The sequence below is a fragment of the Fontivita pretiosa genome (assembly GCF_050410795.1).
Lineage (GTDB): Bacteria > Planctomycetota > Phycisphaerae > Tepidisphaerales > Tepidisphaeraceae > Fontivita > Fontivita pretiosa.
On the sequence record NZ_CP191258.1, the window covers coordinates 1827117 to 1840517 of the forward strand.

Genomic DNA, 13401 nt, shown 5'->3' on the forward strand with positions numbered 1-13401 from the left:
CCGTCAAGCCTGCTATCGCGAGCCGCTGTCGGTCCACTGCTTGCGAGCGCCTTCGATTCGCAGGGGGCCGATCTGCTTGCCATCTCGCAGGATGATGTAGCTGTCGGCGCCGGCGAGGCTGTCCCAGGAGAGCGTCGCCAGTCCATCCGCGACGACGGCGGGCGAGGGTTTGCTGCGGGCGCCCTGCGGGCCCAGCGCGATCAGCGCGTAGGTGTGTTTGCCGGAGCCGTCGTGTCTGACGATTTGCGGCGGCTGGGGTGTCTGCACGGGCGACTGGGTCATGGTTCCGCCCCAGAGTTGCAGTACCTCTGAGGGATAGGGCAGCCCCCCGCCGCCGTAACCGCCGCCCCCGATCGACATCATCCCCTGCCCGATGATCGCATCGGTCAGTGGCTCGGGATGGTGCGGCCGGAAGGACTGGAAGCGCAGCCGGCCGGGGTGGTTGCCGCCGCTGAAGCCATCTTTGACTTCGCTGTTCTCCAGCGCTTCGCCCTGGATGATGGCGACCTGCCGCCAGGCGTTGCCCAGCCAGACATTCCAGGAGATGTGCCCGGGCGCGCGGAAGACGGAGCCATCGCGGTTGATGGCGTGGAAGCGATCGTCGAAGGGATCATCGATCTCGGTTTTGATCAACCGGCCGCGGACCCACAGCCCGGCGTCACCGACGTTTCCGCCGCGCGCCCGCGCCACCAGTCCGCGCGGGATGTTGTGTTTCTCGAAACCCTCCTCCCATGGCTTGCCCGTATCGGAAACGATCAGCTCATTGCGGACGATCAGCCGATTGACGATCAATTCATCCATTGATCCGGGCGGCTGCTGCGCCACGGCCGGCGATACGGGCCGGCGATCCAGAAGGCTCATGGTGAGGACGGTGGTGACTACCGTTATGACGATGGTGATCAGGCGATCTTTCATAGGCATCACTGTAACAAAAGCAGACAGAATCGCGCTGGCGCGGGAGAGGATCTGTGCTATTGAGTCATGGGGGCGAGGGTGATCTCCGGGTACTCCTGCGTCTTGGCAATCCTGTTCTGTCTGGAGCATGATGGCATGGCTCAGCTTTACCATTCGTCGAATCGATACGGCCGGCGTGTCTGGATCAGCAGGACAATCGCGCTGTTGATCGTGCTGTGCACCCAGCCGGCCGGCGCGATCAATCGTGTCTGGATTCGGACCGGCGGAACGGGAAGCTGGTCGAACGGGGCGAACTGGTCGCCGACGGGTACGCCACAGAGTGGCGATGACGTGTTTGTCACCGCGGTGAACCCCAACGCCAACGTGGTCATCTTCGACATCGACGATTCGCCGATCGCCACCTCGCACGATCCTGGCTCGCCGTTCGTGCGGAACTACAACTCGATCCTGATCAACCAGAGCGGAGCGGGAACGATCGCGATCGTGCAGCAGCAGTTCACGCTCAGCGCCGAGCAGTTGACGATCTCGCTGGGCGGGCCGGGGGAATACAGCCTGCTCGGCGGGCGGGGCAGGTTCAGCACCGGCACGCTCAACGCCCAGGGCACGCTTACCGTCGCCGCCGGCGCGTCCATGGCCTGCACCAACTTCACTCAAAACGGCGGGACGCTCACGCTGGGCGGCTTTTTCAGCGGCGGCAACTTCACCCAGGGCGCAGGGCTGATCACCAGCAGCGGCACGATGAATTTCAGCGGCACCTACGCCGCCAACGGCGGTTCATTTGCCGGCATCGGCAGCAGCGTCGGGATCGTCAACGCCGGCACGTTCATCAACAACGTCGGCACGTTCGTCGGGCACGTCAATGCCGGCAGGCTCATCGTCAACGGCAATGGAACGTTCCTTGGGAACGTTACCAATCGATCGTCTCTGAACATTCCCGCCAGCCAGACGATCTTCACCGACGCCGACTACACGCAGATCGGCGGGACGGTGACGCACAGCGGCTTTGTGGGCGGCCAGCCGCCGGGTGGATTGTCCAGCAGTTTTCCGACGGTGAACATGGGCGGGGGCGCGACGTGGATCCAGACCGCCGGGCGATTGCAGGGCAGCTCGCTGCTGGTCGGATCGGGCAACAACGGGCCCGCGACGTACAGTCTCGGCGGCAGCGGATCGGCCAACTTCGGCGGCATCGGCGTCGGGGCCTTGTCCGATGGATCGATCAATCAGAGCGGCGGACTGGTGCAGGCCAGCGCAATGACCCTGGGGGGCTTTGCCGGGCTGGTGCGCGGCGCGCCGGTGCAGGGACAGGGACAACGTGGATACTACCAGCTCGGCGGCGGAACACTGTCCCTCGGCGGACTGACGCTGGCGCCGCAGGACGCACTGCTGGGGATGTTCGCGCAGAGCGGAGGTCTGGCCCAGATCGGCCAGCTCCAGTCGAACCTCGCCGGCGCCAGCAGCGGGATCATCAACATCTCCGGCGGGACGTTTGGCGTGGCGTCCAACTCGATCAACAGCGGCACGATCATTCAGACCGGCGGAACGGTGCGCTTCAGCGACTTTCTCGACGGCGCGGGCACGATCAGTGTCGGCGGCAACGGGTCATTCACCGCTGAGCGGATTCGCCAGAACGCGCTGCTGATCGGCGCGGACGCGCAGATCGCGATCGCCAACGTCGGCTTCTCTTCCATCGCGATGAGCAAGACCACGAGTCGGATCAGGCAGTTGCGGTTCGAACAGATGGGCAGCACGATCCGCGGGTCCTTGGATCTGGGACAGAATCGGCTGGTGATCGACTACGACAGCGGCGCTTCGCCCGCGGCGGATATCCGGCGATACCTGGCCAGCGGGCTGGCCAACGGAGACTGGAACGGCCCGGGCATCCGCAGCGCCGCCGCCGCTCTGGACAGCTCACGCATGACCGGCCTGGGCTATGCCGAGGCGTCGGACATGTTCGGCCCGGGCGGCGGGGTGTTCGAGGACATCTTCGTGGACGATTCGGCCCTGCTGATCAAGTACACCGTTTACGGCGATGCAGACCTGAGCGGCGCGATTGACGCCAGCGACTATTCCCTGATCGACAACGGCTACGTAAACCGGCTCGTGGGATGGACCAGTGGCGATTTCGACTACAGCGGCTTCATCGACGCCACCGATTATGCCCTGATCGACAACGCCTACGTGAATCAGAACCCCGCGCTGGGCCAGGCGATGATCGCCGAGCATACGAGGCTGTTCGGAGCAGAGTACACAGCGGCGCTGCGCGCGATCCGATCGGGGATACTCCCCGAACCCACTGGCGCGGTGGTCCTGGCTCTGGGCACGCTGGGCCGAGGACGCAGGCGATCGCGGCCAGGACGGGCGCCCCACAGTCTCGCTCATCACAGCGCCAACACCCACGCGCGCCAGGCGCGATCGAAGTCGTCGAGCGATTGCGGCGCGATCAGCTTTTCCAGGGTCTTTCGGCCAGTGGGATCCTCGCCACGCGCGGCGCGAAATCGCCTGTAATACTCGCGCAGCAGAACCCTGTCCTGAAGGTACAGCAACAGGTATCTCGCCTGGGCGTAGTTCAGGCCCGTCAGGTCATCGCGATAGAAGCGCGGATCGTCGATCAATTCGCTCAGCGGTCGCAGGCGGTCTTGCTGGATCGCCTTCTTCAGCGCCGGCAGCCGCCAGTTCTTCAGGCCAGTGATTGTGTCGCCATCGAGCGCGCACTGCTCGTAGAGGCTTGCCAGACCCTCATTGAACCATCCGGGGGCGTCGGGGAAATCGCTTTTCATCAGGGCGTGGACCAGTTCATGGACCAGCGTGCCGGTTCCCGTGCCGACATTCATCAGCATGACATTGTCACGATGACGGTAGAAGCCGAAGTGCGGCACGTCCTGCTCGCCAAACCACTGTCTGGCCAGGCGCTGGTACGGCTCGGCCGACTCGAACAGGAAGATGAGGATCGGCTCCTGGGGCTGGGTGTCGAAGTAGGTTGCCTGTAAGGCGCGTTGGGCGGCGAGGATGGTGCCGTCGCGGTATCGCTCCAGCTTGCGCACCCCGCCGTCGCCGGCCAGCACAAACGGCGGGGCGAGAAGCGCCTCCAGCCGCTCGGCACTGAGCCGATCCTTCCACCCCTGCAGCAGTTGGGCGCATTGAGCGGCGATCGGGTCCGGCCTGCTGGCCGGGCCGACGCCGAGCATCAGCGGCAACAACACCAGCACCGGCAATGTATATCTCATCATCCGGATAGACGCGTCTGTTGCGCCAAGGTTGCGGAGTTTGTACCGGATCGCCCGGTCGTCTAACATCTGCCGCACTTGAGAAGAATGGGAGCCTGACATGAATCGAAGCATTCTATCGGTCATCGCCATCGTCACGGCACTGTCCATGTTCGTGGGCTGCCAGCCCGGCAAACGCCTGCGCGAAACCAAGCGCGAGCGCGACCGACTGGCCTGGCAACTGGACGAAGTTCAGAAGGAGCGCGATCAGCTCAAGAGCGAAGTTGACAGGCTGAATCAAAGCCTGTCGCAGGCGTCGGCACAGGCGGCACAACAGCAGGAGCAGGCCAAAGCGAAGCTCGACGCCCTGGCGGCGGAGCTGGACAAGGCGCAGCAGGAGTTGCAGGCGGCGCGAGCATCGCAGGCACAGGCTCAGCAGCTCGCCGAGCAGCTCAAGTCCACACAGGCGCAGCTCGAGGAGGCCAGGAAACAGGTCGCGGAACTGAAGATACAGATCGAAGCGCTCAAGGCTGAGCTTGCCAAAGCGCAGGCCGCCCAGCACGCGGCGCCCGGCACGGCGGCGGCGACCGCCCCGGCGGAAATGAACAAGTGACGGCACTGGAGTAGTCGCCCGACTTCGCCACGGCATGGGCCAGACTGCGCACGCTGCCACAACCTCTCGCTCCCGCGCCTTTGGCGTCGCGCTGCTGGTTGCGACGTCGATCCTGTGGAGCCTCAGCGGCATCTTCGTCAAGACCGTCAACATCGACTCGATCGCGTTCGCGTTCTGGCGATCGCTGGCCGCGGGTGCGGCGATCCTGCCGCTGATCTGGCTCAGCCGCCAGCCCTGGCCGGATCTGCGGTGGATGCTGTTGTCGGTCGTGGTCTACGCGGCCGTCGTCTCGCTGCTGATCACCGCGATGACCGACGCCACCGCCGCCGTCGGAATCCTCCTGCAATACACCGGCCCGGTCTTCTGCGCTCTGTTCGCCTGGATCTTTCAGCGCCGGCGCATAGGCGGGCGCACGTGGCTGGCGATTGCGATCGCGTCGGGGGGCATCCTGATCATGATGCTCGGCGGTCAGTTCCCGCGCGGCTGGGTCGGGCCGGTCTGCGGGCTGCTCTCCGGCATCGCCTTCGGAGCATTGATCCTGATCCTGGAGAAGCTGAACCGTCTGGCCGGTGGACAGGCCAACCCCTTCGCCATCGTCGCGTTCAACAACCTCGGCTGCGCGATCCTGCTGGTTGGCGTGATGCTGCTGCTGGCGCGACCCATCATGGCGATGCCATGGCAGGTTGGCATGGTTCTGATGTGCGGAGTCGTCCAGCTCGGTATTCCCTATGTGCTGTTCCAGCTTGGCCTGCGACGGGTTCCCGCTGTCGATGCCTCCCTGCTGATCCTGCTGGAGCCAGTGCTCAATCCCCTTTGGGTCTGGCTGGCGATCGGGGAACGCCCCGACGCGGCCACGTTCGTCGGCGGGGCCGCAATCCTCATCGCAATGTCCCTTGAGGCTACCAACCCGGATGCTCGATAATCCGTATTACTGACAGGCACGACAGCCATGGCCTACATCATCGTGGCCGATCGCAACGGAGAGCTGGAGCGGCGGGAGTTGACCGGCCCGCTGCTGATCGGCCGCGCGCACGATTGCGACATCGTGATCAAAGATATCCTGCTCTCGCGGCGGCATTGCCGGATCGAGCGATTTGACAATCGATGGGTCATCAGCGACCTGGGCAGCAAGAACGGCACGCGGGTTGGGCAGGAACTGATCACCCGGCACGTGCTTCGCGATGGCGAGGTGATTCGCGTCGGCCGGGCGCAGATCGCCTTCATGGAAGGCGCCTTCGTCCCCGCGCCGGCCGAATCGCTCAAGCCGCGCCCCCGCGGCCCTCGCAGCCATCGACCGGCCGATCCCAATGAATCCCTGGCCGGAACCGTACTCGGGTTTCAGCTTTTCGACATGGAGGAGGATGCGCGGCTCAGCGGGCATCCGATTCCGCGCCCGCGGCCGGCTGAGCCTGCCTCCTACCGTGATGACGCCGCGCACGCCCTGGTGGCCCAGATCACCTCCAGCACGTGGGACTCGATCCTGACCGGGCAGACGGGCGAATCGGCGGCGACGCAGGACAATCGCGAGCAGGCGAAAACATCGCCGCCGACAGGGCAGGCGCATGCTCCTTCCACAGCGCCCAGCGGCGCGCCGCCCGCCGCGGCGGCGGACGAATCGGCGCATGGCGCCTCGGCCGTTGCGGTCCGGGCAGCACCCATGCCGCCGCGTCGGCCCGCAGCCACGCGCCCCACCGTCATACGCAGTGTCGATCCCAACCGCCGCGCCACGATCCCCTCGTGGCTGGCTGTCGCCTACGTCGCGCTGGCCGCCGCCGTCGCAGGCGGATCACTGTTCATCATCCTCCGTCACGGCGCGATGTGAACAGCCTCAAGCATCATGACCGCACAACGCTATCAGGGGCCAGCGGCCGCTCCCAGCTCCGTGAGCTTCTGTTGCTTGACATCCATGAGCCAGGCGCGGCGATCGCGGAAATATACCAGCAGCTCGGCGTTGTGCTGCGGGCCCATATCGCGGGCAAACACGATTGGCGAAGCGTCACACTCGGAAACTGCATCGCGCTGCCGATAACCCGTCAGTTGTAGTGACCGATGAACGCGAAAAGAGGCAGCAGGATGGCGGCGGCGTGTACCCGCGCTCGCCACAGACGCGCGATGTAGCCCCGATGGCCCATCGCAATCAGCAACAGCAGAAGGAGCAACAGGCAATAGATGGCGCGCTTGAAGCGTCGGCCGATCCCCAGGACGCTCCCGACGACAGCGATCGCGCCGGCGCGGCTGCGCGCAAATCGTCCACGGCGAGCCTGAAATTGTTGACCTCTACGACAGTGGATACCAGTTTGCATGAAAGCGCGGCGGCGGACTCGCTCACCGGGATTCATCCTCCTCAGGTTTGCCTGTTGTGATCCGGGTTCAGGTTTGGCAATGCTCGTGGCGTTGGCCTGCCCACCGCCTCTCCCCGAGCTTGGGGAGAGGCAGTGAGCTTGGCCGAATCATCAGTGTCTGCGACGTGGCCGCTTCACCAACAACGCGCCGCCCAGCAACAGACCCATCGTCGCCGGCTCGGGAACCACGCCCGACTGCACCGCCCGCAGCGCCGCAACGTACTCCCCGCCGAACAGCTTGGTGTGCTCGGCAATGAGCGCCTCGGCCAACGGACCGGCCTGATTCACGTACGCGTTGTCGATCAGGGCATAGTCCGTCGCGTCGATCACACCGCTGTAGTCAAAGTCCCCGTTGATCCAGCCACTGAGACTGTTGACGTACCCGTTGTCGATCAGCGAGTAGTCGGTGGCGTCGATCGAGCCACTGAGGTCGGCATCACCGAAGTAGGTGAACTTCACCAGCACCTCCGTGCCGACCAGGCCGCTGACACCGGCGAAATCGGTGTAGATCGGCCCACTGCCTCCCACCTGAGCCAGGTCATTCAGCACGACGCCCAAGCCGTACAGGAAGCTGCCGGCGGTGGTGTTCTGGACATTGGCCTGGGTCGAGCCGATGCCCGGGCCGAGCCAGTCGAAGTTTCCGCCGTTTTCAAGGGCGGTCTTGAGCTGAGCGGTGGTGGTGGCGAGGTTGCCGCCGTCGAGGATCAGGCTGTTGTTGTTCAGGTCCAGCCTTGCGGTGGCGGCCAGGTTCAGCGAAGCGGTGCGTGAGGTGCCGGCCGGGGAGTTGGCCGTGCCCTTGGCGGTGATCTGCGCCACGGCGCCTGCGTTGACGGTGATGGTGCCGTTGGCCAGCCGCGTCGCCGCCAGCGTGCCGGCGTTGACGGTGGTGCCGCCGGTGTAGGTGTTGGCGCCGCTGAGGATCCATTTGCCGGGGCCGGTTTTGACGATGGCGAGCATGCCCGAAGCCGAATCACCGAGCACGCCGGCGATCGTGTTGTCGCCGCTGTTGCTGCCGGTGAGGGTGAGGGTTCGGTGCTGCTGGCCGAAGGTCAACGGACCGGCGGCCCCGCCGGGCGTCGGAGCATCCTGGCTGAGGATGATCTGATACGGCCCGTTGTTTCCGGTCTGACCGTAGTTGCCGAAGGACGGTGGCATCAGCGCGGCCACGGTCGTGCCCGGGGTGATGTTGGCGCCGGAGATGGTCATGCCCGGCGTCAGATCGGCGACGTTATCCAGATACAGCACTCTGGGCCGGGTGGGGTCGATGGTGCCGCTGCGCGTGGCGGCGTCGGCGGAAACGATCGCGCCGGGGTTGGAGAAGTTGATCGGCCCGCTGCCCGAGGCATCGATCGTCGCGCCATTGGGCTGAATCGTGAACAGCCGATCGGAGCTCGCGCCGGCGCCGGAATAGCGCAACGTGCCGCCGTTCAGCACGAGGTTGCCCGCGGCGCTGGAGGAGGCCCCGATGCTGCTGGGGCTGCCGCCGTTGGTCAGGTTGTTGACCGTCAGCGTCGAGTTGACCCGCACCGATCCGGGCGTGAGGATCAGGCTGGTGCCGATCCCGAGCTGCCCCAGAACCTGTGTCGCGTTGATGTAGTTGCCGCCGACGGTGGTCGAGCCGGTGTAGTTGTTGGCGCCGGTGAGGATGACTTCCCCGCCGTTGTCGGCCAGCACGCTGTTGGCCCCGGTGAGCTGGGAGTTGTTGGGCAGGGTGATCGGCCCGCCACCACCAAGCTTATAGGTGTTGGCGAAGGGGGTGATGGTTCCGGTGTAGGTGACGCCGCCGGAGACAGCCCCGACACCCATGCGTTGCGTATTGGGCGCGGCCATGTTGCCCGAGACGAAGTCGAGATTGACCGCCGCGTCGGCTGGCGCCAGGGCCAATGCGCCGGCGGATGCGGTGGGGTTCTGTGGCGGGCCACTACCGCCACCGTTGGCCAGCAGGGTCAGAAAGGCCGGGTTGGTCGAGCCGGTGAGCAGCCCGACCGCCCCACCGGCCTCCACGGTGATGCCGGTGGTATTGCCGTACGCCAGCGACTGGGAAAACTCCAGCAATCCGCCGCGAACGCGCGTTCCGGCGTTGTAGCTGTTGGTTCCAATCGCCGCCGAGCCGTTGATCGTCACCGTCCCGGTGCCACGCTTTTCCAGGCCTGTGGTTCCAGACCAGCTCGTGGTGCTGGTGCCCAGCAGGTTGCCGTTGACGATCGTCCTGCCCGAACCATCGAAGATGAAATTGCGGTTGTCGGCCACGGAGTTGGCGCCGTAAACATCGTTGAAAGTCAGCGTCTTTCCCGCTGGCAAGAGGTTGGTCACGGCGCGGTTGTTCGCCTGGATGACCGGGCCGGTGAAGGTCAGTGAATGCTCGCCGCCGACGATCCAGAACTGGGAGAACTGGGTGGTGTTGGCGATGGTGCGCGCGTCATCATTGGACATGACCACCGGTCCGTAGGCGCCGGTCTGGCTGGATGGGAAGAAAGTGCCCGTGCCCAGGGCCGTATTGCTGCCCAGGACCAGGTTCACGCGGTTGGCATTGACAAAGCCGCTGAAGGTGTTGTTTCCGCTGAGCGTGATCGTCGAGCGGACCAGCGGATTAAGCCCGATCGGACCCAGACCCAAAAACCCGCCGGCAAATCCGCCGTCGCTGATGTCACCGCTGATTTCGATGTTTCCGAAATCGACGATGGTATTGCTCGGATCACGGTTGAAGGAGATGCCGCGCGCCGCGGTGGCGCCTGCTTCGGCCAGGCTGATCGGCCCGGTGATTCGCAGCACTTTGCCGGAGAGGTTGTTGATGTTTCGGTTGGCGCCGAAGTTGGTGATCGGCCCGCTGATGGTCAGATCATTGGTGCTGGAAGCTTCCAGTTGAAGCAGACTGCTGAGCCGGATGGCGGCGCCGATACGGTTGACCGCGCCGGCCACGCCGTTGCTGAGAAGGCTGGCTGTCCCGCCGCCGCCTTCGAGGATGAGGTTCGCTCCGCCGCTGGTGGCGATGTGGGTAACCACCGGCGCGCCGGTGGAGCCCAATGTCAGTGTGGCGACGGTGTAATCGGCGCTCAGACTGATGGTCTGATTGCCGGTCATGGCGATCGAGAGGTTGGCGCTGTCGCTGTTGCTGTTGGGCGGGCCGAGCGGGTTCCAGTTGGATGCCAGCCCCCAGTCGTAGCTGCCGCCAGCCGTGGGGATCCATGTGTAATCCACTGCCCGGACTGCTGCGCCCGGGAACCAGCTTGAGCACGCGGAAACCGCCGCGGCCACCGCCAGTGCCAATCGTCGATGCTTCCTGTTGGGCAAGTTGTTCACGAGCATGGCGTTTTCCACCTCCAGGATGTTGGTTTGTTTCAATACCAGTACAGATAGTCGTAGTTGCTTGTGCCGGTGTTGTAGGTCATGCGCGGGCGGGCCTTTTCGGCGCCGCGCCACACTACGTGGCCGTCGAGGAACAGCACGTTCAGCCCATCGAAGCGTCCGCGACGTCGGTGACTGGTCCAGAAGTCCGGTCCCAGCGCCGCGGCCTGCGCCAGCATTCTGCCCTGTGTAAGTGCGATCGGTGTGGTTGGCTCGCGGAGGGTGGCGTCGGCGCCCAGGGGGATCTGGCTGGAGTTGCGGGCGCCGATCCGCGCCGGCAGCATCGGGCGCGAGGCCAGCGGCGGATCAGTGTCCGGCACTGGCTCATCCGGACCCAGCAGCAGCACGATGCGGCGGTTGGGCGTGCCCGGCCTGCTCCATCCGCCCAGGATGCTGTAGTGAATGCTGACGTACAGATCGACCGGCACTCCCAGCGGCGTGCCACGCCAGCCAACCTGTGGATCCTTGGGCGCGTTGGCCTGGCTGCGGTCGTCCGCATGCTGTGCCACCACCTTGCGTCCCTGCATATCCCCCGCGAAGCCGGGACAGTAGAAACAATTCACGTCCTTGATGTACTTCTGCCACATCGGGCGCGAGTCATACCAGCCCACAAAGCCCGAACGGTTGGCGACATAGTGCGGCTGGGCCGATCGGTTGTCCGGCAGCCAGCCCTTGTTCTCCGCGGCGTAGTTGATGGCCGCCAGACCGATCTGCCGCAGGTTGCTGGCGCATTTGATGCGAATCGAGGATTCCCTGGCCCGACCCAGGGCGGGCAGGAGAAATGCCATCAGGATCGCGACGATCCCAATGACCACCAGCAGCTCCACCAGCGTAAACGCGCGAGCCGAGCCTGGTGGAATCTCCCAGCCGATCAAGCGGTTGCGATGCATTCGGACCTCCGCAGAGATGATCCGACGATAATCTGACCAATTCGATCCGCCGGCGCGATGTCCGGCGATCTCGTTCGCCCATTGAGCTGGCTGCGAACTGTTGAAGTGTCCGCTGTGCCGGCAGCACGGCGGCTCAGACCAAGAATGTACCCGTTGCCGTCCCCGAGTGGTCTACAAAAGCCTTTCAGGAAATGGCGGATTCATTAACAAAAAAGGTCATGGACCATTCTGCATATATGCCGACCTGCGCACGGGCGGCGCGCATGAGGGCAGAAGGATGATGCGGCCAGACTTCTGCCGCACTCATCCTTCTGCCCCAGCCATTCAGCGTCAGTCGTATCTCGGCTGCCGACGGCCAAGCCGGCAGCGGCGATTCACGACCGTCGGCGACGCAGACCCAACGCCGCCAGACCCAGCGCCGCGACGGCGATGCTGCCCGGCTCGGGCGCCAGCACCAGCACCGGCGCCAGATCGCCGAAGTTGATCACCGGGAACCCGGCCGGCGGAGCGCTGTTGTTGTACTCCTTGGACGCGATCTGGAGGTTGACGTTGTTGACCGGGTCAAGCCCGCCACCCACAGCGCCCACCCCGGGGCCAACCAGGAACGTCAGCTCGCGATAGCCCAGATCCAGCGCGTCGCCAATGAAATCGAGCAGTTCGGCCATCGCCGCATTCGCCTCTGACAGCGGCGTGGTCACCAGCGAATCGGTGTTGGCACCGATCGAGATATGCCGCCCGAGGTACACCGCGCTGCCGGGGAACGTCACCTGGGAAAATCCCAGATACCGCACGTTGGCCGTATCCAGATCGTCCAGATATGTATCCGTCGGCCCGGAGAAGAACGGCCGGTTGGATTCCGGAATATCAGAGTAGATGTCACTGAACCCGTCGCTGACGGTGTTGGGATTGCCATCGCCCACCGAGACCGCATCGGGTACGGCCAGCGTCGTGGTCATGCTGATGTTGTAGGCCGGTTGATTGATGTACGGCAGGTAGGCATAGGTGCCATCGAGCGTGCCGTCGGCGATGTCGGCGTCGTAGGCGGCCTTCTGCGACAGGTTGTAGTTATAGCGCGCCGTGTTCTCCGCCACGACCTGATTGCTCAGCGGCGGGTCCTGATACACGATGCCCGGCGCCCGCCGTGGATGATTGGGATCCGCGCCATAGAATCCCGACCCCGGACCCGAAGCCGGTGCGGCGGGAACCGGCGGCGCAGCGCCCGTGGCCATCAGGTTCGGCATCGGGACGTTTGCGTTCGTGCCCCAGTTGCGGATCACTCGCGGCTGGCCATCGGCCGGCGTCTGCGACTGCCCGCTGCCGATCACCGGGAAAATGTCCTGGTGATTGCCCGCATCGCGGTACATCACCTCTTCTTCGTTCCAGGTCGCGTTCAACGGATGCGTCGGGCTCAGCCCGTACAGACGCACCGAACCCGTCCCGTTCATGCTCTGGTGACGGAAGAACAGGCGCATCTCCGCGTAGTTCTGCAAATCAGCGCGCGTCGCGATCGAGGTCGGAATGCTGAAGCGGATCAGAGCCAGATTGCGGTTCCCCGTACCGGACGGGGCGCTGCTGATCTGAAGCTCACCGTGCTGCCCGGACCCCGGCGGGATGGTCGGCGCGCCGCGCGTGAACTCCGGCTGAAGCTCGCGGATTTCCGCGTCAGCGGTGGCCGGCGTCACGATCGCCCCGGAGGCAATCCGGGCACTCAAAGGCAGCATCAGCACCGGCGCGGCCGCTGCGGCAGTCCAAGCCATCCACCTGACGTGGGCGTCGCCGATACGACCACGGGCGCGGCTCTGGCCGCGCACATGACATGCGTTGGGCATTTTCTCGCTCCTCTCTGAACTGTCCCCCTCAACCCTGTTGCAACGTCGGACGTGCCGCCTGGCCCTCCGACCATGCGGTACTATGTGTTTCCTACACCGTCAGTGGGCGTTCCGCATTACACATTTGCGGAATAATGTTACGATTTTGCGCATCGGCCAATTCGTCGCGCCCGCCGATACGCCACAGGTGCGTCGCGAATTGGGGTATATTTTGCATCATCTGCCGACCTGTTCGTACAGTGCTCGCCTCAATCTGCTGAACCC

10 protein-coding genes are annotated in these 13401 nt (G+C 64.8%); 5 read left to right on the forward strand and 5 right to left on the reverse strand.

The genetic code is table 11. The features are described 5' to 3' along the window. Positions 1–12: 12 nt before the first annotated feature. On the reverse strand, positions 13–915 hold the full coding sequence (locus ACQS5P_RS07510) for a hypothetical protein (RefSeq protein ID WP_428940278.1): 903 nt from the start codon (positions 913–915) through the stop codon (positions 13–15). 135 nt (positions 916–1050) lie between these two features. On the opposite strand from ACQS5P_RS07510, the gene ACQS5P_RS07515 reads away from it, so the two are divergent. From ACQS5P_RS07515 to ACQS5P_RS07530, 4 genes are all read left to right on the forward strand, one after another. Further along, positions 1051–3420, forward strand: a complete 2370-nt coding sequence (locus ACQS5P_RS07515; protein WP_428940279.1) for a hypothetical protein — start codon at positions 1051–1053, stop codon at positions 3418–3420. A gap of 819 nt (positions 3421–4239) precedes the next feature. Continuing rightward, positions 4240–4731, forward strand: coding sequence for a hypothetical protein (locus tag ACQS5P_RS07520; protein WP_428940280.1), 492 nt, complete (start codon positions 4240–4242; stop codon positions 4729–4731). Positions 4732–4765: 34 nt separating this feature from the next. After that, positions 4766–5653 carry a DMT family transporter gene (locus ACQS5P_RS07525; protein ID WP_428940281.1) on the forward strand — a complete coding sequence of 296 codons (888 nt, stop codon included), beginning with the start codon at positions 4766–4768 and terminating at the stop codon, positions 5651–5653. A 27-nt stretch (positions 5654–5680) separates the two neighbouring features. Continuing rightward, positions 5681–6553, forward strand: a complete 873-nt coding sequence (locus ACQS5P_RS07530; protein WP_428940282.1) for an FHA domain-containing protein — start codon at positions 5681–5683, stop codon at positions 6551–6553. Between the two features lie 32 nt (positions 6554–6585). Here the strand turns inward: ACQS5P_RS07530 and ACQS5P_RS07535 are convergent, their stop codons facing one another. After that, positions 6586–6714, reverse strand: coding sequence for a hypothetical protein (locus ACQS5P_RS07535; protein ID WP_428940283.1), 129 nt, complete (start codon positions 6712–6714; stop codon positions 6586–6588). A gap of 59 nt (positions 6715–6773) precedes the next feature. Between ACQS5P_RS07535 and ACQS5P_RS07540 the strand changes: the two genes are divergently transcribed. Further along, positions 6774–7094, forward strand: a complete 321-nt coding sequence (locus ACQS5P_RS07540) for a hypothetical protein (protein ID WP_428940284.1) — start codon at positions 6774–6776, stop codon at positions 7092–7094. A 90-nt stretch (positions 7095–7184) separates the two neighbouring features. Here the strand turns inward: ACQS5P_RS07540 and ACQS5P_RS07545 are convergent, their stop codons facing one another. From ACQS5P_RS07545 to ACQS5P_RS07555, 3 genes are all read right to left on the reverse strand, one after another. Next, entirely contained in the window at positions 7185–10415 is a 3231-nt protein-coding gene (locus ACQS5P_RS07545) for a beta strand repeat-containing protein (RefSeq protein ID WP_428940285.1), read from the reverse strand. Next, on the reverse strand, positions 10412–11308 hold the full coding sequence (locus tag ACQS5P_RS07550) for a type II secretion system protein (RefSeq protein WP_428940286.1): 897 nt from the start codon (positions 11306–11308) through the stop codon (positions 10412–10414). Before ACQS5P_RS07550 ends, ACQS5P_RS07545 begins: the two co-directional genes overlap by 4 nt. Positions 11309–11682: 374 nt before the next feature. Beyond that, positions 11683–13137, reverse strand: a complete 1455-nt coding sequence (locus ACQS5P_RS07555) for a hypothetical protein (protein WP_428940287.1) — start codon at positions 13135–13137, stop codon at positions 11683–11685. Positions 13138–13401: the final 264 nt, after the last annotated feature.